Annotated in this window: 24 protein-coding genes; 15 read left to right on the forward strand and 9 right to left on the reverse strand. The window is 47.8% G+C overall.

Annotation, left to right across the window (positions count from 1 at the left end; all coding sequences use genetic code 11):
* The first annotated feature begins 13 nt into the window (after window positions 1-13).
* Window positions 14-739, forward strand: a complete 726-nt coding sequence (locus OXH39_10510; protein MCY3550877.1) for a M14 family metallocarboxypeptidase — start codon at window positions 14-16, stop codon at window positions 737-739.
* Entirely contained in the window at window positions 740-1999 is a 1260-nt protein-coding gene (locus tag OXH39_10515) for a mandelate racemase/muconate lactonizing enzyme family protein (GenBank protein ID MCY3550878.1), read from the forward strand.
* A 49-nt stretch (window positions 2000-2048) separates the two neighbouring features.
* On the opposite strand, the gene OXH39_10520 is transcribed toward OXH39_10515, so the two are convergent.
* From OXH39_10520 to OXH39_10530, 3 genes are all read right to left on the reverse strand, one after another.
* Window positions 2049-4049 carry a putative glycoside hydrolase gene (locus OXH39_10520; protein MCY3550879.1) on the reverse strand — a complete coding sequence of 667 codons (2001 nt, stop codon included), beginning with the start codon at window positions 4047-4049 and terminating at the stop codon, window positions 2049-2051.
* Between the two features lie 274 nt (window positions 4050-4323).
* Window positions 4324-5451 (reverse strand): oligogalacturonate lyase family protein, encoded by a 1128-nt coding sequence (locus OXH39_10525; GenBank protein ID MCY3550880.1) that lies wholly within the window; start codon window positions 5449-5451, stop codon window positions 4324-4326.
* 35 nt (window positions 5452-5486) lie between these two features.
* Window positions 5487-6320: an HAD family hydrolase gene (locus tag OXH39_10530; GenBank protein ID MCY3550881.1), complete on the reverse strand. Its 834-nt coding sequence runs from the start codon at window positions 6318-6320 to the stop codon at window positions 5487-5489.
* Window positions 6321-6553: 233 nt separating this feature from the next.
* Between OXH39_10530 and OXH39_10535 the strand changes: the two genes are divergently transcribed.
* Entirely contained in the window at window positions 6554-7429 is an 876-nt protein-coding gene (locus OXH39_10535) for a DUF58 domain-containing protein (protein MCY3550882.1), read from the forward strand.
* A 134-nt stretch (window positions 7430-7563) separates the two neighbouring features.
* Here the strand turns inward: OXH39_10535 and OXH39_10540 are convergent, their stop codons facing one another.
* Together OXH39_10540 and OXH39_10545 are read right to left on the reverse strand one after the other, a co-directional pair.
* Complete coding sequence (locus OXH39_10540) at window positions 7564-8460, reverse strand: NAD(P)-dependent oxidoreductase (GenBank protein MCY3550883.1); 897 nt, start codon at window positions 8458-8460, stop codon at window positions 7564-7566.
* A gap of 25 nt (window positions 8461-8485) precedes the next feature.
* The gene (locus OXH39_10545; protein MCY3550884.1) at window positions 8486-10003 is read right to left on the reverse strand and encodes a glycoside hydrolase family 32 protein; all 1518 of its coding nucleotides are present in this window, start codon (window positions 10001-10003) and stop codon (window positions 8486-8488) included.
* A 259-nt stretch (window positions 10004-10262) separates the two neighbouring features.
* Here OXH39_10545 and OXH39_10550 point away from each other — a divergent pair, with 259 nt between their 5' ends.
* Window positions 10263-11015, forward strand: a complete 753-nt coding sequence (locus tag OXH39_10550) for a hypothetical protein (protein MCY3550885.1) — start codon at window positions 10263-10265, stop codon at window positions 11013-11015.
* Between the two features lie 18 nt (window positions 11016-11033).
* Window positions 11034-12014 (forward strand): Gfo/Idh/MocA family oxidoreductase, encoded by a 981-nt coding sequence (locus OXH39_10555; protein ID MCY3550886.1) that lies wholly within the window; start codon window positions 11034-11036, stop codon window positions 12012-12014.
* Between the two features lie 80 nt (window positions 12015-12094).
* On the opposite strand, the gene OXH39_10560 is transcribed toward OXH39_10555, so the two are convergent.
* On the reverse strand, window positions 12095-13150 hold the full coding sequence (locus OXH39_10560) for a zinc-binding dehydrogenase (GenBank protein ID MCY3550887.1): 1056 nt from the start codon (window positions 13148-13150) through the stop codon (window positions 12095-12097).
* A 132-nt stretch (window positions 13151-13282) separates the two neighbouring features.
* A complete protein-coding gene (locus OXH39_10565) occupies window positions 13283-14272 on the reverse strand; it encodes an NADP-dependent oxidoreductase (protein MCY3550888.1) in 990 nt (329 codons plus the stop codon).
* Window positions 14273-14474: 202 nt separating this feature from the next.
* Here OXH39_10565 and OXH39_10570 point away from each other — a divergent pair, with 202 nt between their 5' ends.
* From OXH39_10570 to OXH39_10585, 4 genes are all read left to right on the forward strand, one after another.
* Entirely contained in the window at window positions 14475-15314 is an 840-nt protein-coding gene (locus tag OXH39_10570) for a phytanoyl-CoA dioxygenase family protein (GenBank protein MCY3550889.1), read from the forward strand.
* Between the two features lie 47 nt (window positions 15315-15361).
* Window positions 15362-16054, forward strand: a complete 693-nt coding sequence (locus OXH39_10575; protein ID MCY3550890.1) for a type II toxin-antitoxin system VapC family toxin — start codon at window positions 15362-15364, stop codon at window positions 16052-16054.
* Between the two features lie 16 nt (window positions 16055-16070).
* Window positions 16071-16829, forward strand: a complete 759-nt coding sequence (locus OXH39_10580; GenBank protein MCY3550891.1) for a phytanoyl-CoA dioxygenase family protein — start codon at window positions 16071-16073, stop codon at window positions 16827-16829.
* 160 nt (window positions 16830-16989) lie between these two features.
* Window positions 16990-18414: a sulfatase-like hydrolase/transferase gene (locus OXH39_10585; GenBank protein ID MCY3550892.1), complete on the forward strand. Its 1425-nt coding sequence runs from the start codon at window positions 16990-16992 to the stop codon at window positions 18412-18414.
* 43 nt (window positions 18415-18457) lie between these two features.
* Here OXH39_10585 and OXH39_10590 read toward each other — a convergent pair whose 3' ends face one another.
* Together OXH39_10590 and OXH39_10595 are read right to left on the reverse strand one after the other, a co-directional pair.
* Window positions 18458-18925 (reverse strand): NUDIX domain-containing protein, encoded by a 468-nt coding sequence (locus tag OXH39_10590; protein MCY3550893.1) that lies wholly within the window; start codon window positions 18923-18925, stop codon window positions 18458-18460.
* Between the two features lie 39 nt (window positions 18926-18964).
* Window positions 18965-20380, reverse strand: a complete 1416-nt coding sequence (locus OXH39_10595) for an ATP-binding protein (protein ID MCY3550894.1) — start codon at window positions 20378-20380, stop codon at window positions 18965-18967.
* A gap of 227 nt (window positions 20381-20607) precedes the next feature.
* Here OXH39_10595 and OXH39_10600 point away from each other — a divergent pair, with 227 nt between their 5' ends.
* The 6 genes from OXH39_10600 (at window position 20608) to OXH39_10625 (ending at window position 26081) form a co-directional block, all read left to right on the forward strand.
* Complete coding sequence (locus OXH39_10600) at window positions 20608-23685, forward strand: PSD1 and planctomycete cytochrome C domain-containing protein (protein ID MCY3550895.1); 3078 nt, start codon at window positions 20608-20610, stop codon at window positions 23683-23685.
* A gap of 67 nt (window positions 23686-23752) precedes the next feature.
* Window positions 23753-24121 carry a hypothetical protein gene (locus OXH39_10605; GenBank protein ID MCY3550896.1) on the forward strand — a complete coding sequence of 123 codons (369 nt, stop codon included), beginning with the start codon at window positions 23753-23755 and terminating at the stop codon, window positions 24119-24121.
* The gene (locus OXH39_10610; GenBank protein ID MCY3550897.1) at window positions 24102-24626 is read left to right on the forward strand and encodes a hypothetical protein; all 525 of its coding nucleotides are present in this window, start codon (window positions 24102-24104) and stop codon (window positions 24624-24626) included. Before OXH39_10605 ends, OXH39_10610 begins: the two co-directional genes overlap by 20 nt.
* Window positions 24627-25052: 426 nt before the next feature.
* On the forward strand, window positions 25053-25286 hold the full coding sequence (locus OXH39_10615) for a type II toxin-antitoxin system HicA family toxin (GenBank protein MCY3550898.1): 234 nt from the start codon (window positions 25053-25055) through the stop codon (window positions 25284-25286).
* A gap of 4 nt (window positions 25287-25290) precedes the next feature.
* On the forward strand, window positions 25291-25641 hold the full coding sequence (locus OXH39_10620; protein MCY3550899.1) for a type II toxin-antitoxin system HicB family antitoxin: 351 nt from the start codon (window positions 25291-25293) through the stop codon (window positions 25639-25641).
* A gap of 26 nt (window positions 25642-25667) precedes the next feature.
* Window positions 25668-26081 (forward strand): retroviral-like aspartic protease family protein, encoded by a 414-nt coding sequence (locus OXH39_10625; protein MCY3550900.1) that lies wholly within the window; start codon window positions 25668-25670, stop codon window positions 26079-26081.
* Window positions 26082-26143 lie beyond the last annotated feature (62 nt).

Consider the following 26143-nt stretch of genomic DNA (forward strand, 5'->3'; position numbering starts at 1 on the left):
GGAGCTCCGAAGTTTGCGCAATTATGTAGAAATCACCGAACGCCTGAAAAATTTAGAAGTACCAATAGAACAAATTGGTATTGCACACGGTTATCCGATACATCAAATTCGTTTAACATCGTCTGCACCTATGCCTTGTCCGGTACTTATTACTGGTGGTATGCACGGCGATGAGCCTGCCGGTGTTGAAGCGGTTTTGCAGTTCCTTGAACGTGACAACACCACACTCCTGAAAAACTCTTCGTTTTTGGTAATCCCGTGTATCAATCCCTACGGTTATGTTCATAACACACGCGAGACGCTTGACGGTATAGACATCAATCGCGCTTTTGAGACGGACGATGTTGCCGAGGTTGCTATCCTCAAGAAAGCCTTGGGGCAAACCCAATTCTCGCTTGCGATAGACTTCCATGAGGACTACGATGCAACCGGGTTTTACCTCTACGAGGGCAAACGGGACGAGAAATACATCGGTCCTCGGCTTGCCACCACTGCTAAAACAATCGGTCCATTGGACCCAGATGATCCCGGCGAAGATGCACCAGATCTTGCTGAAGGGGTCTACAAAGTTGCCACTTCATGGGGAACGCAAGGCTTGACACCTTACCTCTTGCATTTTCATAGCGAACATGTTATTATCTCTGAAACACCGACAGTCTGGCAACTGGAACAACGCGTAGCACTCCATCTAACAATACTGGATACCGCACTCGACATTATCTCTGGAAAGGACGTATAAATGGAAGATCAACAGATACAGTCAAATGTCAATACGGCTTCTCAACCTTCAGCACTAAAGATCACCGACATGCGTATCGTTCGGACCCAAACGGGTGGTCCCATTTTGAAGTTGGACACGAACCAAGGCATTTACGGTCTCGGTGAGGTTCGCGATGGTGCGAGTCCGACGTACGCACTGATGCTCAAAAGTCGGATTCTGGGTGAAAATCCGTGTAACGTCGATAAAATCTTTCGGCAGATTAAACAGTTCGGTCACCACGCGCGACAAGGCGGTGGTGTCTGTGGGATTGAAATGGCACTGATGGATTTGGCAGGTAAGGCTTACGGTGTGCCGTGTTATCAACTCGCTGGCGGCAAATTCCGAGACAAAATTCGATGCTATAGCGATACACCGTCCCTCAGAGACCCCGAAGAGATGGGTAAAATACTCCAAGAACGTATGGACAGGGGATTCACCTTCCTGAAGATGGACATCGGTGTTGGGCTGCTTCGCGGAACTCCCGGTACGATTTCTGCACCGGCGGGGAATTTAGAAACCTCTAATCTGATGCATCCGTTTACCGGCATCCGCTTGACCGAAAAAGGTATCGGTATACTCTGCGAATATGTGGAAACCGTTCGGGGCATTATCGGCTATGAGATTCCGCTCTCGGTAGATCATTTTGGGCATATCGGTATTGAGGATTGTATCCGTCTTGCAAGAGCGTTAGAGAAATACAATCTCGCGTGGTTGGAGGATATGGTGCCATGGCAGTATACTGACCAATATGTGCGTCTCTCGAATTCGTGTGCGACCCCCATCTGCACCGGCGAGGACATCTACTGCAAAGAGGACTTCATGCCGCTGTTTGAGAGCCGAGGGATCGCCATTGCTCACCCCGATATTGCGACATCAGGCGGGATCTTGGAGACGAAAAAGATCGGCGATTTGGCGGAGGAGTACGGCATCGCGATGGCACTCCACATGGCAGGCACACCTGTTTGCGCGATGGCGAGCGTCCACTGCGCCGCAGCGACATCGAACTTTATGGTGTTAGAAAATCATTCTGTTGACAATCCGTGGTGGGATGAAATGGTCACAGGCTTGCCGAACCCAATTATTCAAGACGGTTATATCAATGTTCCAGAGACACCGGGGTTAGGTATCGACTTGAATGAAGAGGTTATCCGGGAGCATCTCCACGCAGAAGAGACGGGCTACTTCTCACCGACGACAGAATGGGGTTCGGAACGTTCGCATGATAGGCTGTGGAGTTAAAGTTTTGGTTGTAAGGGCGGATCTCCATATCCGCCCGACTTCTATAATCCTATTGTCCGAACTGATTTGCTACCTGTACCAAGTCCAAAATGTTCACAACCCCATCGCCATTAACGTCCGGTTCATCAGTACCGAATCCATTAGCAACTGCCACCAAGTCCAGTATGTTTATAGTGCCATCTCCGTTCACATCCACTGTAGGAGGGGTTTGTAATCCCGATTTCAGATAAATCTCACCGTCTAAATCAGGAATAACATGGGTGGTATTTCGCAATCCACTTTCTACGCCCGTTGCCTGTTCTGGTAGGCGAATTTTTTGTGCCTGTCCGCTGCGATTGTAAACTGCCCAGCCGTTGGTAAACTCACGCATGAAGATGCCATCGCGGTTTTCGTATTGTCTCCCTTTTTCACCAATAGGGCGACCAAGGGGGGCATCCCAGAACGGATACCAGTAATTGAGTGTATCATCAAGCCATCTCTGCCAAAAGTTCGCTACATATCCCACACAGACATAACCATCAGAAAGTGTGAGACCTCTCGCTGTGAGTAGACGCATGCTACGTTGATTATCAGTGCTGTCAGGGGGTTCTGATGGATCTAAAGGTCCATGTGCCCAGTTAACAATAGGTTCTCTGAAATTTTCCTCGTTCCATGTCAAGACTTCGTCGAATAACTGAAGCCGCTTATAGGTTTCCTCACCGCTCCCTAGAGAATCCTTTCCATATTCCATAGCGGAACCATTGATAAACTCGGCATAGTGTCTAAGTTTCGTATGATTTCCATTTAATATTAGTAAAAAGTCATCTCGTACCTGCGCGCGAACCTCACGTAATATTCGGATGTATGCCGCAATTATTGCTTCTTCTGGTTCTCCAGGGGCACCGACACAACCGACCCCGTGACCAAGGAAACAATCTAACAAGACTCCATCAAAAATACCACACTTTGCAAAACCGACTATTCGTTCAATCAGTAGATCTTGTAAATCCGGGTTCAAAATATTCATGACATATTCTCCATTGTTGTTCCTGAGAACCTCACCACTACTATCCCTCAGGAAAAAATCAGAATCTATTGGAAAATAAGCAGATGCCTCCTTTGAAGGACGATGGTTGTGAACTCGGACTTCAGGAACAAGGAGTGTGTTGGGATTGTCTTTAAGAAGTTGTTGACGGATTTCTCTTGCTTTCTGAATATCACCGGTAAGATGAGTGGCTAAGCCCTGGTATAGAAAATGATTCCAATACAGACCCAAAAAAGAACCATAATGGAAATCGTATTTAGATGAATTTTCAGCCCAGAAGCCGATTATTGATGGAAAATCCCTATTCTGAATACGTTCCGTGACAGAGGGTCCCGATGGCGAAAAATCACAAATGGTATCGTAGGAAAATTCCGAAAGATTCAGATCTGAAACTGGAGAGATATCCTGGATATTATTGTACTTTACATGTAAGCTACGGAGTTTCTTCAGGTTAGACAACGGACTTATATCCATAATCCCATTACCTTCGAGAAAAAGTATTTCTAAATTGATGAGTCCCGCGAGCGAATGAACCTCCTCGATCCGGTTATTTGTGAGATTTAACTCGCGGAACTTCTTCAGTCCTCCCAGCGGGGTTATATCTGAGATACCGTTCCCTTCAAAAGAGAGAACTTCTAAGTTGATGAGAGATGCCAAAGGACGCAGGTCAAGATTTGTAGAATTTCCGGGGAAGTGCCAGAAATGGAGCTCCACCAATTGTATCAAATTAGACAATGGACGCAAGTCTGTTATAGGATTCTGACTAATGTCAAGTTCCCTGAGATTCGCCGCAAACTCCAAGCCCGTGATGTCAGAAATTCCCCTGTTTTTCAGATATAGAGACTCAATCCATGGCATTTTATCTTTTGTCAAAAGTTCGTTCACAGGAAGCTTTAAAGTCTCGCGTACGACTTGCTGCAAATTCGCATCTGGCATCCACTCCTCTTGTGCCAATACAGCACCACACGCAATGAAAAGACACACGCATGCTGTAAAAACGTTAGAAAACAGCCTCTTTTTCGTCACCAAATGTCTCCTTCTTTTAATTATGTAAGTTTGAAAAAAGTTTTAGAAGTTAAAAGGCATATTTATCAAGCTCACGTTACAATCATTAAAGACACAATTTTTTCGCCAAACGTTACATCCTGTGAAAAAATCATAAGACAGTGGTTTACAATTGCGGGATGGAGTTTCTATTCCCAACGCTTCTCTGGTAATTGACCTCCCAAAAATAAACCTGCTGTCAAAATTTGCCTTTTCTCAAACTCATGTTGTAAAAATATATTTCATATCTCCAACCTTATGGAATCAAAGCAACGTAAACCTGTGAATGCCCTGATACATCCGATGTATACACGACAGCGGTCTCGTCTGGGCTGAAAGAGGGATGCGGGTGTGTCCATTGCGGTCCGTAAACGGTGTCCACCTTCATCTCCATCCAACTGAGAGATTTTTCTCTGTCGCCTGCTTGTTGTGCTGCTGCCCAATCCTCGGCGAGTGCGTACCGAGATGTTTTCCACTGGCTGCCACTTGATGAACTTTGCGGATGACAGATAGGCGTATGCTTACCAGTTTCCACGTCAACCAAACGCAGACCGATATCGGGGTGGACGGTGTCACACAACACCTTTGTCCCATCGCGATTGCTGGCGATGTGCCACGCGTTAAAATCAGCAATCGTCTGCATCTGTAAGGTTTCCAAAGACATCCGCCGAAGGGCGTAGGGCCAATGCGTCACAATCAATTCATCTAACGCGCCGAGGAAGGTTTCGTGGACAAGAAACTCGTTATTGTCGTGCTGATAGAGCGAACGGTTTTCTGTGCCATCCCGTTTGATGGTCCACATCCGGGGTGCAGGGTCGCCGGAATATGCGATGAGATCAGGGTGTTTCGGATGAAACTGCGGATGGATAATCGTCTGATCTGGAGACGTATAGATAACCTCGCCGCCGCTGCCATCTGTAGCAGTCACGGTGATATGCGATTTGTCGTCGCGTTTCATGGCTGTTACGATAAACCGCTCATCCGCACTGACGCTACATTCGCCGAGACTTCCATTGAGAAATTCTGCAAGCACACGTTCCTCAAAAGTATTGAGATGGATTGCCTTTATAGCGTCTGCTTGCGTGTAAAAGAGTTCGGTGCCGTCTTTGGAAATCACGCCGGAGTAGCCGTGAACCTCATCGGCATCCGTCAGCTGCACAATATCGCCGTTGGGAAATTCCAGTTTGAAAAAATTCGGTTTTCCTGAACGGTAGGAGGTAAAGATAAGATGTTCTTGGTCAGGCGTGAACGAGGAGGTAAGGAAGTAAAGGTTATGGTTGATAGAAGTATCGTTTGTAAGTTGATAAATATGCGCGCCCGTTTGGTCGTCTTGAAATTCACGTAGTTCTGAGGGATGAACGGACGCTTTGGCATAGCTCGTCATAATCACTCCTTGTAAATCTGTTTATGAGGTAAATTTTACGAATTGAAAAGATAGTTTAGCAGCTGCGTGCCTTCTCGGAAATCGCGGATGATGATGTCTGCACCGGCACGGATCAAACGTTCTCGTTTATCGGCATTCATATTATAGATATTATCTTCTACGGACGCGACACCAACAGCGATTGCTCCGACCGTTTTAGCGTTTTCGATCTCCACGTATCCGTCTCCGATGATGAGCAATTCGCTGCCACTCAACTGGAAGTCTGCGATGATTTTCTGGATAACCATGGCTTTGGAAAACTTCTTATATTCCCGCAACGCACCGAAAATGCCACCGTCAAAATACGGGGCAACACCGAGTAGCGACGCTTCATTTTTGACGAATTCAACGTCTGTTCCACTGGCAAGATAGCAGCTTATCCCCATCTCACGCAGCGTTTGGAGAAATTCAAGGGACATCGGCACCCGAAGTGGGTCGGCAGGCAGTGTTCCTGCTGCGAGTCCAGCAATCCGTTCCTCAACAATAGGCAGCAATCGGCGGTTATATTCATCTTTGTAAGCAAGCGGTTCTTTCGGTGCGCCGCCACGTTTCTCAATTTCTTCGCTTAACTGCATCATCTGATAGATCGTCTGTTTACCGGTCAACCTATCCACAAATTCAACGACAATCGCCTCAAGTTCCGCTTCTGTCTCGGGGGCATCCGTTTCCGTTTGAAGGTATTCAACCATCATCGGTACCATCACGTTCTGCCAACCGTCTCGGATAAGCGAGATTGTCCCGTCGAAATCGAAAACGACGTGACGGATGTTCCCGGTTTGGATTTCACGATGGATTTCAATTGAAGTATTATCCAAAAAAACGTTTTGCATTATGTATCCTGAAATTGGCTATCGGCTTTCAGCCGTCGGCAAAGAAAATATCCGGCAATGACCTAAATTGTGTCTCCACACACTGACCGCTGACCACCAATAAACATTAAAAAGGCATTGAACCCTCTATTTTTTCGTGATAGTATAATGGTATTGCCATAGTTAAGCAAGTCTTTTCCCTGATACTTGCAGTCTCCAACTTGCTATAAAAGATTACAGCAGGAATACAATCGGTGAACGAAAAAGAGATAATCAAAAAAATCCAACGTATCGAAATATTTACCAATCGTCTTGTTAACACCGTCTTTGCTGGAGAGTATGAGAGTGTTTTCAAAGGACAAGGGATCACCTTTGATGAAGTCCGCGAGTATCAGGTAGGCGATGAAATCCGGACGATTGATTGGAATGTCACCGCACGGATGGGACAGGCTTACATCAAAAAGTACGTAGAAGAACGCGAACTCGTGATGATGTTGGTTGTGGATATGAGTGCCTCAACCAGTTTCGGTAGTATCGCCGAAACGAAGGCAGAAATTGCCGCCGAAATTGCGGCACTCCTCGCCTTTTCCGCCATCAAAAACAACGACAAAGTCGGGCTTATCTGCTTTACAGATACTGTTGAACACTTCGTCCCACCACGCAAAGGGAAAAGACACGTCTTACGCGTCGTTCGGGACATTCTCCATTTTCAACCGAAACAATCCAGAACAAACATTGAAACGGCGTTGTCGTTCGTTGATCGTGTGCTCAAACCGCACAGCGTTGTGTTTCTCATATCAGATTTCAAGGATATAGGGTATGAAAAGCAGTTACGCTTGAGTGGCAAGCGACATTCGCTTATCGCGATTACCTTGCAGGACAGACGTGAGGTGGAGTTGCCGGATGTCGGGCTCATCGAATTGGAGGACGCTGAGAGCGGAGAAACGGTCATTTTAGATACGCGTTCCGAGAAGGCACGACGAATGTATACGGAACTTAATCAGCGTGCCGATGCGGAACGTCGGCAGATTTTTCGAGCAAGTCAGGTCGATTCTATTCATATCAGGACAGATGAGTCGTATGTGAAACCGCTTATCCGATTTTTCCGTCAACGTGCCGCGCGAGGTTAAAGTCCGTATAGATTATGAGCAAATTAGTGGTAAAATTTAACACAAACCTTTGTTCAGAAAGACCCCCGACTGTAGATGCTGGACGATTTAGACTTCACCGTTGATGAAGACATTTTACGGGCTTTCGATGCAGACTAATCCTTTTCCGTTTCCGAATCTTTTGTCAATGTCCGCCAAAATGAACGCGAGGGACGGTTCATGTTGTCAAACATCTCATAATTTTCGTTCTTACAAAACTCGTAGAGTGCTTCGGTTAGCGGAATCTCAAACCCCGCGGCTTCCGCTGCTGCAAGGAAATAGGGCAATTCTGGATATTTGACGACGAGTGTTCCACCTTCTCCGTCTATGATACGTTTGGCGATTCTATCGAACTGTCCACGCCAACCATCGCCCATACCGATCGCTTCACGGATTGCGGTTGGATCCACGCCTGCACAAACACCATAAGCCATTGCCTCCATGAAGGCTGCGTCCCCAAGTCCCATCGCCAGTTGGTTTACGCCTTTGACGATCTGCCCGGAGCCGCTCGGACCGCAATAGACCACGTATTTCGGTTCTCCGAGAACTTCTAAGATCGGACGGCACCTTTTGACAGCTTCTGCCTCGCCACCGACAAAAATCCGAAGTGTGCCTGTTTCGGATCCATGTGGTCCACCGCTCACGGGAGCGTCTATCAGTGTGGCACCCTTTTCGGCGAATGCTGTCGCCAGTTCCTTTGTTTTCTCTACTTCTGTCGTGCCTAAATCAATAAAGATCTGATCCTCGTTTGCATTGGGGATGAAGTGTTGTTCAGCAACGCTGCAGAAGACATCGGAGGAACGCAAACTGGTCATGACGACAGCGCTGTTTTTAACAACTTCGGCAGTATCGTTCCCCGCAGTTGCTCCGGTTGCAGTGAGTGCTGTGCATTTTGCGGCATCAATGTCGTATCCGATAAGCGGATATCCGGCGTTATGGAGGTTTTTCGCCATCCTTCCGCCCATACTTCCGAGTCCAATAACGCCTATTGTTGGGAGTTGTTGAAGTGTCATAATTTTCCTGAGACTGTTGACATAATCATGTTACAGTTGGGGTGATTGTCCATGCGTCTAAACTGTCTAAAATTGCTTCGTCGCCGCGTGCGAAGATTGAGACACCCAGACTATCCTCGCGCGTCGGATAGATACGCTGCGTGAGACACAGCCGACTGTTGACAAAAACTTCCATTACAGATTTGTCTAAGAAGATATGGAGTTTCAGGGATTCACCTTCAGCCAGTTTGAAAGGTGCTTCCTGCGAGTTTGTGTAACGTTCGCCGCCATCTTCGTCTCGTGGTGTGAAGCGTGGATATTGGACTTCATCGTCTAAAGTTGATTTCGTGAGATCGATTTTAAGGCGTTCGTCGGTTGGTGAAAAGGAAATGGCGGTTTCTTCTTCGCCGTCCGGTGACCTGCGTACCTTCACACCGAATTCTGTCGCACTTCGCGGAGCGATTTCTAACCGCAGTTCGAGGCAGTCGCCGCTTACGGCTTCAATATTGCGTTCTGTATCAGCCTTGAGTTGAATCGTTTCTTGGTGATGATGCTTGGTGCGGAGTTTTTCGAGTTCTGGCACGGGTTCAACACAGAGGTCTCCATCTTCATTTAACGATAGCAGCCGCGGTAGCGTCATCACAGAAGCCCAGCCGTGTTTCTCCCAAGGACGGGCTTCACGAATCCAACCGAAGAAAATGCGCCGTCCTTTGTCGTCAAGGAGCGTTTCAGGTCCAGAGAGCTGTCCACCCTGCCAGTTCATACGTCCATGTGCTTCGGGATAAAACTGCTCATCGGTATAACGTCCGAGGTAGTAGTGCGCCATACCGTAAGGACGGTGCCCGTGCATCAGGAGCATATATTTGTCACCGAGTGGAAAGAAATCGGGGCAGGCGCAATCCTCAACTTCATCTGTCCAACGGCGCGAGGATTTATAGAATGGACCCAAATATTCCCACTGGATACAATCGTCCGATCGGAAAAGACTGGTCGCATCCCCTTCGTATCCGGGTCGGCTGTTTTTGTTCCCTATGAGCGCGTAATAGGTCCCGTTTTCATACCAAGCACACGGATCGAAGACATGATATTCTTGTGGTTCATCAGGGATCGGAATAACCGGATTTGCAGGCGAAGGGGTCCACTGAATTAAATCGTCATCATCGCTGGTTGCGATACAAGTGCCCTGATTCGGCACATGATAAATTAGCGTTGGAACTGGTGCGTTTTCAATAGCGTCTCCGCTGTATACCCCGCGTGGCATTGAGTTGTCAGTGACCGGTTTTATCGCGGGCGGGTGGTGTATCCAATGCACTAAGTCGTAGCTGGAGGAGTGGTCGAGAACAGGGAGCCATTCATCTGCATTCGGATTTGGCATCCGTCCGAGGTAGAAGACATGGTATCGTCCATTCCAAAAAATGGTGCAGTTTGCGTCGTTGAAAAACCCTTCGGGTGGGATTAGGTGATAGCGCGGTCGGTGCGGATCTGCCCACAGCAATTCTCGCAATTCACGCGCGTTTCCGATGTATTCTTGTAGATTTTTGATCGTCATTTCTGGATTCATCATATTGTACACGCTCCGCACCTTTTTGTAGTTTTAAACATTTCAAACATAGGATACAGTGTCAGAGTATAGCATGTTGAGAAAGCGTCCACAAGTAAAATCGGAAAAATGCCAAGTCCGTTTTGGTGTGCCTAAAAAAGTTTTCCTTGAGGTTTTTTATTCTCTCTGATATACTCCCTCTGATTGTTTTCGATGTCACTTGAATGGGTGAACTTCGCCTCGTTTCCATAATTCTAATGAATATTAACAAAGGAGTTAAGAAATGATGCGTATAATCGGATATGCCTTGATTCTGACGATGCTCGTTTTTGGAACGTTTGACGCGGCAGCGGAAATCTTGTTGCAGGAAGACTTTGAGGGAGATTTGGATTTAACCACTAAATGGCGGACAAACACTCCCAAATTTGTCTACCCGAAGGATGGTATTCTCTATTTGGACCAGGGAAAATCTGGCGGGGACTACGTAAGTCTTCGGTCTGCTCAACATTTCAATGATATCATCATTTATTATGAGTGGTTCATCATAGAATGGAGTGGACAGGGAGACGGTGGCGGCGCGTTACGGCAGACACCGAACGGTTCTTATTGGATGCGCTGGTGGGGACGAAGTAATGTCAAGGTAACCACGAATAAAGCTGGACCTGTTAACGCTTGGCAACCCTTTCCAGTGAAAGGCGGACAAGCACAGGCGAACTACGCGCAAGGATCAGATCGTTTCATACTGAAAGCGGCGTTAATGACGCAGGAAAAGCGGGTGACTATTCATATCTGGGATGTCACTGATAAAAAGATACAGGTCGCCGAATGGGAAATCAAGGACAATACTTACAAGTCGGGAAATATCAGTTTTGACTGCTGGAAATTCGGTATCTATGGCGTTGATAACGTTATTGTAGCCACGCCTGAGCACGAGGCGGAAATCTTCGCCGAAAACTTTGATCCGCACGGACTTGCCGTTCAACCTGAAGGAAAACTCGCGACTGTGTGGGGACACCTAAAATTGAACAATTGGTAAACAGAAAGGAATTTAGTCATGACGAAATGTGCACTTATCAGCGGTAGAGGTATGGGAATGATGCACGGCGGAAACTTTCACGCCCATCCGGATGCGGAGGTCGTGGCTGTCTGCGATATGGATACTGAACTCCTCGCGAACGCGAAAGAACACTTTGGGGTACCGGGGTACCCAACGATTGAGGAGCTCTTAGCGAATTGTGACCCGGATCTTGTGCTTCTCATTGTCAATGAGACCCGACGTATCCCACCACTGCGCGAATTGCTCGCAGCCGGACAGAATGTATTTACTGAGAAACCACTCTGTGGATTAGAGGGACAGGATCGTGTCCGTGAAGAGGACCTCGGCATTGCGGCACCTGCTATCGCAACGTGGCGCGACTCCAACCTCAAATTCGGGATTGATTTCAACTACCGATTTATGCACCATTTCCGTAAATTGCACGACGATGTCGCCGAGGGACGGTTGGGTGAGATTCGCATGGTACACGCGCGTGCACACTTCAACTGTTGGTCTCACGTGATTGATCAGATTCTCTGGACAGTTGGGAGACCGGAGTGGGTAAGCGTTGTCGGTGATCCGAATGAAAGTGGTGGTTGGAGACGTTTGATTCATATCGGTTGGGAAAACGGGGTCATAGGCTCCTTGAGTGGCACAAATCTCTGGGGCTACGACGACCATCCCCTTCGAGTTAAGGTCCTCGGCGATGAATTTTATGCAGAGGCAAAAGGGTTGGAAGGCTCCTACTCCCGCAGAAAAGCGAATAGTTCAGAAGTAGAAGAAGTGTGGGAAGCAGAAGAGGGGAACCCAGAAATGCCGGAGTCTTTCAAGCGGATGGCTGATGGTGTGATCAAAGCGATGCATGCCGATACAGCCTTCCCCGCAGATGGTGAAGCGGCATGGAATGAACTTGTGTTTGAGGCGGCTCTGCATAGATCCGCTTTGCAGAATAATGCGCGTGTATTTCTGAATGATGTGGAAGAGGACGCATTTGCCTAAACAGGGCTGCAGGCGCGGTTTTTCAGCCGCGCCCACGACTTAAGATATAGCAGCTTATGCGAGAGGTTTATAGCCCCGAATTACCCAGCAACACCGCCTTGAACAGCGATCTTAATCGCGTCCTTGCCGTCTAAGTGATAGCTGCCGTGGAGAGCGTCGAACCCCTTGGATACATCCTCTAACGGAAGAATATGACTGACGAATCCATCAAAAAGGGACGCATGTTTCTCAAGCATTGGAATGGCACGTAGGAAATGCTTCCTTTCAAAACCCCATCCGGCTTCCAATCGAAGGTTTTTGCGCATTAACATCTGGTTTGGATTGCAGTCAAAGCTGCCAACATCCACGAAATGCCCGTATACAACGTAAGTTCCACCGTACCTGATATAGTCCAAGCCTTCAGGGATAGCAGCGAGAAAACCAGTGCATTCGTAGACGACATCCGCACCTTCGCCTTGTGAGGTATTTTCTCGGACGATCCGCTTTCGTTCTTCAGGATCAGGCACTTCGGCGATGTCAATGATGAGATCTGCCCCCAACCTTTTCGCCATTTCAAGCCTTCCCGGAGGTCCACCGACGACGATGAGTCTTCCGGCACCAGAGACTCTTGCCCAATTAAGCGCGAGCAGACCGATGGGACCGGTCCCCTGAATCACAACAGTATCCCCGAATTCGATTTTGCCGCGGGACACACAGTGCGCTGCACACGAAGCCGGTTCGGCGAGAACGGCGATTTCGGGTGGCAGATCGGTTTTGAGGAACATATTTGTTGATGGATTTGAAAGGTAGATGTATTCACTGAAGCCACCGCGCAGATACGGTGCTTCTTCCGACGGAGAAAATCCGAGACCACCACTGGGCGAGAGCGCAACTCTGTCCCCTACTTTAACGGGGTTTCCGAGGTAGTCCGTTTCGACTCCTTCCCCTAAAGTCTCAATCACGCCGACATTCTCGTGTCCGAGAATAATATCATGGTTGATGCGCTGAAATTCCCAGTTGTGGAGGTCAGTGCCGCAAATACCGCCTAACTCCTGACGCACGAGTACTGTGCCGGGTTCAGGCTTAACTATCGGATATTCTCGGATTTCAAAATCTTTGCCACTCATTACTGTGGCACGTGCAGTTCTGGTTCCCATTGTAAAACTCCTTTTTTTAGCGCTATCGGAGACCATCAGCCATCAGTTAAAAAACTCTCGTTTAGTGGAAGTCTCTTTGCTGACTGCTGACTGCCATTTTGCCAATGCCGCCTCAACAAACCGCAAGGAACATTAAGAAACTTTGACGATGATCTTGCCGAGTTTCTCGCCTGTGAAAAGCGCGATAAACGCCTTTGGTGCATTCTCTAAGCCCTCTATGATCGTCTCTTCCCACTGTATTTTACCTTCAGTTATCCACTGCCGCATATCGCTGTAAAATTCAGAGTTCCGCTCCATGAAGTCGGTAACGATAAACCCTTGTAACCGGATCCGTTTGCCGATGGCAGAACTGAGGTTTGTCGGACCGGGCGTAGGTTCAACATCGTTGTATTGAGAAATCATCCCACACAGAGGGATACGTCCATGCATGTTCATTACGGCGAGTGCTGCTTGGAGATGTCTGCCTCCCACATTCTCGAAGTAGATGTCAAGCCCGTCTGGACAATGCTTCCTAAGCTCGGCTTCCAAATCGTCGACATTTTTATAGTTAAATGCAGCATCAACGCCTGCTGTTTCAAGTAGCCACGCGACTTTCTGATCAGAGCCTACACTCGCGACAACTCGACACCCTTTGATTTTGGCAATCTGACACACAATTGAGCCAACCGCACCCGCTGCGGCGGACACGAAGACTGTTTCGCCTGCTTTCGGTTGACCGATCTCCAGAAATCCGAAGTAAGCGGTGCGTCCCGGCATACCAACCGCGCCTAAAAACGATTGGAGGGGTGCGATCGTTGTGTCAACGGCGGTGACGCTCCCTGCTGGTGCGACGTAGTGGTCCCGCCATCCTAACATTCCTGTCACATAGTCCCCGACCTGAAATTGACCGCTATTTGATTGTACAATTTGACCTGCACATCTACCTTCCAATGGTTTACCGAGTTCAGCGGAGCGCATGCCGCCGCGCATATACGGGTCTACTGATGTGTAAAGGTTTTGGACGAGGACCTCTCCTGCTGCGGGTTCGGGAAGGGGTGCCTCTACGAGTTCAAAGTCGCTTTCCTTGGGCATACCCACGATCCGGTTCTTAAGACGAATTTGTTGGCTTACAAGATTCGACATTCTTTTTTCCTTTCTATTGATAACTTGATTTATTTGATCGGCGTTAATGTAATGATAGCATATCTGAGAAAAAAGTCAAGATCGGAGCGATAAAGAATTCGCTTGACAGCCGTTTGTGAATGTGGTTTGATTTAGTGACTTAAGTAAGTTCCAATAATGGGTTTTCCATAGTGGCTGAAAAGTGATAGCGACAGGAGCAAACATGAAAGTCGAAAAACGGAAAGAGAAATACGATCAATTAATCGCTGACGGGTACTGTGTCGTTGCGGATGTCTTGAAGGAAGAGATGCTTACGCAACTTCGGACGGTGACTGATGAATTGCTTGACGCACAAACGGAAGACCAACGCGAAGCCTATCGCTCCTCTGGCAGCATGATTAGCGTGTATATGCATTCACTGTTCGCGGAACTCGTTGTTTATCCTCGGACACTGGAGGCTCTTGAGGCTTTGGGGTTCTTGAGACCGAAATGGTCGTCAGGGTATGTCATCAGCAAACCACCTCAGAGTCCACCGCTATTTTGGCATCAGGACTGGTGGGGTTGGAACGATCCGTGCAGCTACACGGCATTGCCTCAGCAACTGTTCCTCATGTATTATTTGGTTGACACAACACCTTATAATGGGTGTCTCCGTGTGATTAAAGGTTCACATCTCAACCGACATCCGCTGCACGATATACTGCCCGATGCCCACGGCGAAGCACTCCAGCGTGTTGATGATGCTAACCATCCGGCATATCAACACTTTTCGGGTGAGGTTGACATACCCGTGAAGGCAGGAGATTTGGTTATTGGGGATTCTCGGCTGCTACATGCTTCACACGGCAATCAATCGGATAAACGTCGGACTGTGATTACGCTCTGGTATCATCCGTTTTTTGCGTTGTTGCCAACACCAATGCAGGCACATATCGGACGACTCCGGCAGCGTCTCGCTTGGTCGGAGGCAGATTGGAAACGGATCGCTGAACTTGCGCCGGTCTGTGAAAGTGATGTCGAACCGCTAAAATGGAATCGGAACCCGGGACCTGAACTGAAATAGCAGTATTTCAACACCGACTGAATTTCATTTGAAAACAACAGAATTTCATGATATACTTTGCAGCGGAGAAACCGAAAGTCTATATTGAGACGACGGTTGTGAGTTATTTAGTGTCACGGCCCAGTGCTGCTGCAACCGTAGCGTCTTGGCAACAAGCAACTCGGCGGTTGTGGGAGGAGTCTACGGATAGGTTTGAGTTTGTTGTTTCAGATGTAGTTCTTGATGAAGTCAAGGAAGGCGATGTAATCGCAGCCCAGCAGCGACTTGAAGTTTTATCGCTTTTAAGGGTATTGGAAACATCACCGGAGACAGATTTGCTTGCACAAAAATTGCTGAATGCTGGTGCTGTGCCACAAAGATCGGCTCCGGATGCAGAACATATTGCTATCGCCACGGTACACAGTATTGAATACCTTGTATCGTGGAACCATAAGCATATCGTGAATGAAAACAAGCGTGATCATATCAATCAAGTCTGCCAAGAAGCAGGGTTTAATCCAATAACTATTTACACACCTATAGAGTTAATGGAGGAATTTCACATGAAAGAGATCCCTGAAGACTACACGGATCCCATCCTTGAGGAATGCTATCGGATGAAAGAGGCATTCGCTGCCAAGTTCAATTCTATTGAGGAACTCTCTGCGTATCTGAGAGCACGGCAGGAAGAGCGTAAACGGCAAGGCGTAAAATACGTCTCGTACTACAAGCCTCCAGAAGAATCTGACAAAGATGTTTAAAGGGAGGACTTCTGCGATGCCACACCCCCCCATTTTTCATCCGTATACGTTTGGTGAAGAAGAACGAAAAAAAATGGATCAGGATGGACATTTCGTTTTGTCTGGCTTGCTCACGCCGGATGCACAGGAGCAATTGACGAACTCACTCTCCTATATTCATGAACTCTCCCGTACACCAAGAGAAGGACATGAACCGAACCGTTTTTCTGCGGAGTACAACAGTTACCTTGAGAGCCTGATTGCACATCCGCAGATGCTTGAACTCGCACGGAAGGTTCTGGGTGAAGATATCCGATACGATCACTGTGTGAGTCTCAATCGCCCAGGCGGTAATGGCGGTATCGGATGGCACAGCCACGGATACTCCGATGACAATCCGAGTTTGGGGTTCGTCCGTATTTTCTTCTATGTCAACGGATTTGAACCCGACGATGGTGGTTTGAAGGCTGTTCCCGGAAGCCACCTCTATCGGGATGCAAGGATCCATGCCCGGACGGATGAAGCACTGCGCGAAGGTTGGCTCGTAGGAAGAAAGCATCCAGAGACAGGAGAACCCCTTGAAATTGAAGCGTTATCCGCACCACCCGGTACGGTCGCGTTGATGTGGACACATGCCGCACATGCTGTGTCACCAAGAAAAGAGGATAGTGATACGCGGTGGAGTGTGGTCTATGCCTATCGGAATCCGGGCAGACCGTCCGGTGCCCGTTGGATTAACCCTGAATTTGAACGAAAACCGATCCCTGGTGCAGAAGGATTGATGTCTCTTTATTAGCAGTCAGCAATCAGCAGTCGGCAATCAGCAAAGAGGTGACTGGTTTATCTCAAAATTTATACTTATGTCTACACACGTCCTTTAATACCTTAACAAAAGTGCGTTTGTAGTAGAGTGATTCATAACCGACAACTAATCCCCCGGCAGCTATCAAAGAACTATGCGAGAAAATAAACCGAATATTCTCTTGCTTATCAACGACGAACACCGTCCCGATGTCCTACCAATCGAAGGAGACACGGCTATCCGCACGCCGACCCTCTCTCGGTTTATGGATGAGGGTATCTACTTCCGTAACGCCTATACGCCTTCCCCGATTTGTGTCCCCGCACGCCAAAGTTTTCTTTCAGGACTCTACCCGCGTAACTGCGGAAGCCTCAACTTCGGTGATCCGATGCCGACAGAGGTCCGAACGATTCCGGGGCAGTTGGGAAATTACGGGTACTATTCCTGCTGCGCGGGGAAAATGCACTTCGTCGGAACCGATGTGATGCACGGTTGGCAGGAACGGGTAGGACGCGACATCATCGGTAATAACGGCTATCCATATCCCGCTGTTAAGGATGAACACTACGCACAGACCGAACGAGAACCGGGTACTGGACCGAAGCAGGACAAGGTTATTCAGGAAGTCCGAGACGCACAACCCGGCTTAGGACAATGGATGATTCATGACCAATACAATGTAGATGGTGCGCTGCTGTTTCTTGAGGAGTATTTCGTCAACGCCTCCTACGATCGTCCGAAGTTCAATCCGCTCTGTATGGCAGTAAGCCTCATAGCACCGCACTATCCGTATCAGTGTCCACTCGATCTGTTTACCTATTATATGCAGCGGGTAGAGCCAATTGTTGAGGAGCCAAACGAGCAGTTTGGATACGACGATTTCTTTAGGGTCCGAGTCGGCGAAGACGTTACCTACCGTCAGGCGCACCGAGCGACCGCGGCGTACTATGGAATGATTGAATGGATGGACGCACAATTCGGTCGGGTCATTGAGAAACTGGAACATTTGAATGTCTTAGACGATTTCATTATCGTTTTCCTCTCTGATCACGGCGAGATGCTCGGCACGAAAGGACTTTGGGAGAAACAGAGTTACTTTGAGGCTTCGGCACGGGTACCGCTTTCCATCTGGTATCCGAAGCGATTTGGACGAGAACCGAAAATCGTTGAGCAGAACGTATCGCTGGTCGACCTGTTCCCGACTATATGCGAGTTAGCAGAGATTCCAGCACCTGATGAACTTGATGGTAACTCTCTCGTGCCGCTGATTGAAGATAATACAGTAGAATGGCAGGACACCGTTTACAGTGAACTATGGCGTGCCCAGAACGGCCCCTCTGTGATGGTCAAAGAGGCGAGTTTGAAGTATTTCCGATTCGACAACGACAAGGGATGGCCCGAACAACTCTTTGATCTCTCCAAGGACCCGGATGAACGAAACAACTTAATTGATACACCCGCCTATGCCGATGCCCTCTCAAAGCTGCGTGCCAAAGCCGATGCCTTACCCGAGCCACGCCGTAAAGATGAGAACAACAGGTTCATTGACCCGTATCGTCCCATCACGTTATCGCATTAAAGTTGCACGTCGCGCATTTAGATTCTTCTGTCCAAAAGATCTGTTATCTGATAAAAGTCGTCGTTTCTCCACTATAGGCATCTTTGATCCGTTGTGCGTGATTCAAAAGCAGATCCAATTTTTGTATCTCTTGATAGGAGAAATATCCGTATTCGGTTGTTTCGCAACTCAGCCGGAGTTCCCCACCCACAATTTCCGCTTCAAAGCATAGAGCCACCAACTGGATTCTGTTTCCGTCTTGATACACGACTAACTCATCTGAGGTTGTGTAGATGCCGATTAAGTGTTTTATTTTAACTTGCAAACCCGTTTCCTCTTCGACCTCTCGAATGCACGTCTCACTCGCGCTTTCACCCGGCTCCATTCCTCCGCTTGGTAAACACCATTGGTTATTATCTTCACGTCTTGTTAATAGAATCTTTTCGCGACCCTTATCAAAAATAACAGCCGAACATCCAACGCGGATTGTGCCATTTTGCCCGACACGGGGTCCCGTAATAATTTTAGCCATTTCCATTTCTCCATCTGTTGTTATAAAATATGCGTTGGTTTAATAGACAGACGAAAGCAGATCGTCTGTCTCAATGAGAAGGATCTCCTCTTTTTCTGCCCTCTGTTTGAGTGCATCTGTAAAGCCGCTCGCAGAAAACAGCAAGTACCGCGGATCCCGATGCCAGCGAGCCGGAACCTTCTCGGTTTTTCTAATGAGATTATTTAGAACGTTTTCGCCAACTGGAGCATTCCACCACTTGCACTCACCAAATGAGTGGCTTTCGTCAACGTTTTCTGTTAGTACATCTATCTCAATGTTGGGTGCCCAATGCGCCCCGACCTGTTTGGGAGCGACCTTTGATTTTTCTGCCCAATACAGGTTAATATATTGACGACAAATGTCTTCAAAAATTTCCCCCATATAGTGTGGGAGATTCGGAGCAATTATCTCCTCATATACCAAATCTGCGTTTCCAGATTCGATGAGACTGCGATTCGGTAGCACGAACCGGAACCAGAATTTGACGTAGTTGTCAGCGATTTTATAAAGTCCCTTTTTGCTTTTTTGGGGTGCCCGGTCAGTGACGGGTGTTTCGCGTTTGACTAACCTCAGTTCTCTAAGCACGCTGAGATATTTATTCACGTTCGTTGGCTCAAGTCCGACCCGTTGAGAAATCTCATTTAATCGCGTCGCACCACCGGCGATTGCCTGTAACACACTCGCATAAGTTCTCGGTTCCCTGAGTTCTGTGCGCAACAAGAAATTAACCTCATCGAATAAGGACCCTTGGGGCATGAGTAGTTCGTCTTTGATATGCTGTTCAAGCGCTCTTTGTGAATCGTTTGCGGAACGCAACGCAAATTGATTGAGATACGCAGGGATACCGCCGAGGATACCGTAAGCAATTAGTTTTTCCTTGGGAGAATATTCTGAAAAGAAATATCCACTATCACGATAGGAGAGTGGCATCAAACGGAGTTGCCCAGTGCGCCGTCCATATAAAGGGGACCGTTCCGCCAAAACCTCTTGCTCCATGAAACTCACTTGCGATCCGCACAGAATCAAGAAGAGTTTACTATTTTTTCCGTGTAGGTCCCAAAAGCGTTGAATTAGCGAAGGGAGTGCTGCGTTATCCTCACAGAGATATTGAAACTCATCAAGTACCAAAACGAGTCGTTCTTCTTGTGCCTGTTGTGCGAAATAAACCAGCGCGGTTTCCCAATCGTCAAAGACGAGGCTCTGAAGTAACGGGTCATCAAGAAGATGCCGAGCGGTTTCCGTGAGCTGCTGGAGGTGGTCCCGTTCTTTCAATTGGCTAGCGAGGAAATAAATACTCCTTTTACCTTTACAGAATTGCGTCAATAGTTCAGTTTTCCCAACCCGCCTCCTGCCGTATAACACAAAAAATTCCGCTACCTTTGACTGAAACATTCGCTCTAAAGCAGCTAATTCTTGGTGGCGATCAAAGAACATGAATTTTCTCTCCCAAAGCTCGGTTCAGAGTATTATACGCTAAATTATTATACTCTAAAGTATAATTAAAAGTCCAATAAAATTAATGGTGCTTGCACATATTTCACTTTAAATGATATACTATTGAACAATCTTGAGGATAGTGAGACGGACGTTGATGTATGGAAGTTAACGATAGGTGAACATCGGACATCACCCGTACAGAAAAACGGAGGAAACATTCTATAATGACACAGTTATTACGTTTGAACGGTTCGACATCAGTTCGCAGGCGTTGCATAGGTCTTATAATATTCCTGTTGGGAGTGGCAATTGTATTGCAACCCGCCGATGCCGAGAAACTTCGATTTGACCGAGATATTCTGCCAATCTTGTCAGATAAATGTTTTGCGTGTCACGGGCCCGATTCGGCGGTGCGTCAAGCCAACCTACGACTTGACACTAAAGAAGGTGCCTTCTCTGCACCGAGTGGCTATCCAATCATCGTCCCGGGTGAACCGGAGAACAGCGAATTAGTCCTGCGCATCACACACGAAGACATCGACCAGCGGATGCCGCCACAGATCTCCAATCGGCAGCCAACACAGGAACAGATCGACACGCTCATTCAGTGGATTGCCGAGGGTGCTGAATGGGAAGATCATTGGGTCTACAGTTTGCCGAATCGGGTTGAACCTCCTACTGTCACAGACAGCACATGGGTTCGCAATCCTATTGACGCGTTTATACTTGGAAAGTTAGAGGCAGAGGGACTCACACCGTCAATAGAGGCGGATAAGCGGACGCTCATCCGTCGTTTGAATTTTGACCTTACTGGATTGCTACCTACGCCTGCTGAGGTAGAGCATTTTTTAAGAGATGAAACCCCGGATGCCTACGACTCACTCGTTAACAGGCTTCTGTCTAAACCGCAGTACGGTGAGCAGTTGGCAATGTACTGGCTCGATCTCGTGCGCTATGCGGATACGAGCGGTTACCATGCTGATGAAAATGTGAGCATCTGGCCCTATCGCGATTATGTGATAAAAGCGTTTAATGACAACATGCCGTTTGATCAGTTCACACTCGAAAATCTTGCAGGCGATCTCTTACCGAATCCGACAGTTACACAGAAGGTGGCTGCCGGTTATAACCGTCTAAATCAGACAACCTCAGAGGGCGGTGCACAAGCGAAGGAATATCTCGCAATCTACGCTGCAGATCGGGTGCGGACAACTGCATCCGTCTGGTTAGGTGCAACCCTCGGTTGTGCGCAGTGTCACGACCACAAATTTGACCCCTACACTGCCAAGGATTTTTATAGTTTTGCTGCATTCTTTGCCGATGTTAAAGGACCTGGTGTATACGGCGGTGGGAGTAAGTGGGAACCTGTCGTTATGTTACCCACCCGTATGCAGGAATCAACATTGCGAGAAATTAACGACGAATTGGCAAAGTTAGAACAGGTGTTCAAGGCATCGTCCCCCGGATTGGCAGCAGAACAGGCATCGTGGGAGAACGAGATTCTTTCACTTCTCGAATCAACAGAATCTACTGATTTTGCTTGGGTGGACGATGCACAGGCAAACGGCGGTAGGACCGAGGGTACATGGACGTTTGTCGGCAAGAATGAAGCCCCTGTTTTCAGTAAATTGTTATCACGTCGCCAGACAGCGGAAGCTGAGCAGACAGTCCAGCACGCCTTCCGAGGTGCTAATCGGAAGTTTACCCTCGCTGAAGACGATCAACTTTTTGCTTACATCTGGATTGACCCAGAGGCACCCCCAGAAACAGTCATGCTCCAATGGAATGACGGCAATTGGGACCACCGAGCGTTTTGGGGTGAAGATAAAATCGAGTCTGGTGGGATTGGAAACGACACACCTGCTCATAAACCGATGGGACCCCTGCCAGCAGCTGGTGAATGGGTGCGACTTGAGGTAGATCCGACGGATGTTGGATTAAAATCGGGAAGTGTCCTTAATGGGATGGCTTTCACCCAGTTTGGTGGCACCGCTTATTGGGACGTGGCTGGCATCGCGACCACTCGCGGTTCAGCAGTGAAACACACCCATACGGAACAGGTGATTGCAGCAATTCAGGTAGATGCCTCCGTTAGAACGACAAGTCAACGCGAGCAGATTGCAGCGGAATATCGGCGCATCACACCAGCACTCGACGGTATCCGCAATCAGATGGCAGATTTACGGAAGCAGAAATCCGAGGTAGAAAAAGAAATCCCTTACTCACTCACGACTGAATCCACACAACCGCGCACGACCCGTGTTTTACCACGAGGCAACTGGCTGGACGATTCCGGTGAGATCGTCGAACCGATGATACCGACGTTCCTTGGGGACTTGGGTATCAAAAACCGCCGTCCGACTCGATTAGAGCTTGCGCGGTGGGTCGTGTCGAAGGAAAATCCATTGACAGCGCGTGCTTTTGTAAATCGTTTGTGGGCACTCTACTTCGGAATGGGATTGTCCCGCGTCTTGGATGACCTCGGTGCACAAGGTGAAGCACCTGTACATCCTGAATTGCTTGATTGGCTTGCTGTCGAATTTATGGAGAGCGGTTGGAACGTCAAACATATCGTAAAACTTATCGTCACCTCGAATGCCTATCGTCAATCCTCGAAACCGACGGAGGTGTTGCGCGAAAAGGATCCTTACAACCGTTTGGTTGCCCGACAATCCCGTTGGCGATTAGGTGCAGAGACGGTCCGCGATAACGCGCTGTTTTTGAGTGGGCTCCTTGTTCCCAAAATCGGCGGTCCGAGTGTGAGACCTTACCAACCGAAGGGTTACTATTCAAACCTAAACTTTCCGAAGCGGGTCTATGCCCATGATACAGGAGAAAATCAGTATCGCCGTGGGCTTTATACGCACTGGCAGCGCACTTTCTTGCATCCAAGTATGATGGCATTTGATGCACCGAGCCGTCAGGAGTGTACCGCCGAACGTGCAACTTCCAATACGCCGATGCAGGCACTGACTCTACTTAACGATCCAACTTACGTTGAAGTGGCGCGTGTCTTTGCTGCGCGGATTCTCAGTGAAGGCGGTGAATCCATTGCAGAGCGTATCAACTGGGCGTATCAGCGGGTCCTGTCTCGAATGCCGCAGCCCCAGGAACTGGAGATTATGGCAAATCTCTATGGAAAACACCAAACCGAGTATACGGCTAACCTTGATGCTGCTGATGCGCTTGTCGCGACAGGCGAAGCACCTGCGACCGAAGATGTTGCGTCAGACGAATTAGCGGCGTGGACTTCTGTAGCACGGGTGATACTGAACTTGCATGAAACGATCACTCGGTATTAATCGTGGATCGTTTAAACTGGTAGGCGCGGTTTTCAACCGCGCTTCCATTAAGTTATAGGAAAAAATCATGCAAACAAACATATTCACGTTACCAGTCAGTCTTGAACAGGTCGCGGCCTTGATTAAACGGATGCATCCAGAAGACCGACAGCGATTGCTGGCGATGGTACCGGAGTTGACTGCTGAAGCGATCAAACAAGAAAAGTTACTTGACGAGGCGAATCGAACTGTTGCGGAACTCAAACAAGAACTTCTGGTCGAACTCGGAGGAGAGCCGTTATCCTCGGATGAGCCATTCTTAGACGGACTCACGCTTGGGCAATACCTTGAGTTATCTGAGGCGGAGCGAGCGAAACTTTGGGACAAATGGAGTGAAGTTGCCCTTGAAGACATCGAAGAAGTAGAGGTGCCTCCAAATGCGCTGCCTGCTCGATAAAGTTACAGCACGACACATCATGGAAGGGATGCTAAAACTTGTCGAAGAACGTACAGTGACATCAACTGAGTTGTTTGCTCTTTACTTTTATCAAGGTGCTCGTTCTGGTAAAATTGCGTTGTTTATACTCCCACAGACGCACAACTTATTGAAGCGTTTAGAACACTTACCGCGTTATGTTGTGATTATTCAGCACTTCTTGGAAGCAACACAAGTTTTATATCCTACACAATACTTCAAACGGTGGGCGAGGCGTTTACGAGAATACGGTTTCACAAAAGAAGATGCGGAAGTCCTCGCGTTGGCGACATTTGGAACGACTTCAAGTGGAGATATTTTGGGCATGCATATAATAGCAACTTTTGATCAACCAATGATCAACCGATGGACCGCGCAACGGACAGAAATTCAAAGGCGGCTGTTAAACATGCAACAGCACCTTGGATATCCTTATTGCCACGTTTCTTTGCCTATTGTTGAACATCCCGAGCGGATTCAGATTTAGAGTAAAGGTAGTGTTCTGTCCACATCAAAATGATGGGTAAAACGTATTTAGAGCGCGTCTGGATGCCGTGATGTCCGCGGATCTACTTGTAGGAGCAAGTGTTTTTGCTTGGGTGTTTCCGCGTGCTCGCGACTTCTATACTTCAACTTTGGTGCAACAAAGCAGTAGTTCAGTTTGTGAATTTTGTAAATAACTGAGGATAAATCTGGGAAATAACAGATGAAATCCATTAATTTAAAAAAAGTTTTATATGGGTTGACGCGTGTTTTTCTTATTTTAACTGGTCTCTGTCTGGCACTTGGGTTACTTAATGGAATTCTTAGGAATAGTTGGGATGTATTTCTTATAGGCTTATGGGGTTTGATATTAATTGGCATAATTGGACTCATTTACGGCATCACTGAGTTAATCGTAAGACGCTTTACGATCCAGGAAACTTTAGACGCTATTTTCAGAACACCGGACCCGATAACATTAAAATGGTGGAGGGTAGAGTCTTTCTTGACTACGTATAGAGCAAAATCCATTAAGGGAAAAGAATCGAGGGTGAGGTTTGAATTGAATGGTGCTATCGTAACCTTTCACCGTCCTCACAGTGAAAAAGAAGCATACCCTTATCAAGTGAAGGACGCTCGGCGTTTTTTGGAAGAGCAAAGATAACTGAATGAAGTACAAAGAGTATAGCGCACACATTGAGTACAGTGAAGAAGACGGATGTTTCGTCGGTCATATTGCAGGTATAACCGACATTATCGGGTTTCACGCGGACACTGATTCTGAACTTCAAGCGGCTTTTGAAGAAGCCGTGGAAGATTATCTGGAAACGTGTGAAAGACTGAATAAGCCACCTCAAAAGTCATATTCCGGAAAGTTAAGATTGCGAATTCCGCCGGACATCCATGTAGCGATTGCAGAAGCTGCGGAAGCCAGTGGGAAAAGCCTTGACCAATGGGCGACAGAAACTTTCATGCATGCGGTTTCTGTGCAGTCAAAGACCTTGGCACCAGAGTCCTAAGGGAAAAAAAACAGGAAACATTAAAAATGGAACAGACAACACAAATAGAACTAACAAATCAGAGCGATCTGATTTTGGTAAGAGCAGGCGTTATGAAACCCGAAGATGTTCGACGACTGACCGTCGAAGAAGCACTCGTTGATACTGGTGCCACAGGACTTTGTTTACCCGCACCGCTTATCGAACAACTCGGACTTACGCCACTCAGAAGGGTTCAAGCAGAAACCGCCAATGGTATGGTAGAACGCGTTATTTATTCAGAGGTGGAATATACCGTTCTGGAACGAAGCGACTCTATTCGGGTAACAGACCTCCCCGAGGGTATGCCTATCCTCGTTGGACACATGATCTTAGAGGCTCTTGACCTCTGTGTTGACATGAAAAAAGGATTAATTCATAATCCTGAGCACGGTGGAGAATGGAGAATAAGGATTCTATGAAAACTAAAGGCACCGACATATAACCTGGAGTTTCCAATTCGCGATGGAAACCTGCGGAGGAT

The sequence above is a fragment of the Candidatus Poribacteria bacterium genome (assembly GCA_026702755.1).
Lineage (GTDB): Bacteria > Poribacteria > WGA-4E > WGA-4E > WGA-3G > WGA-3G.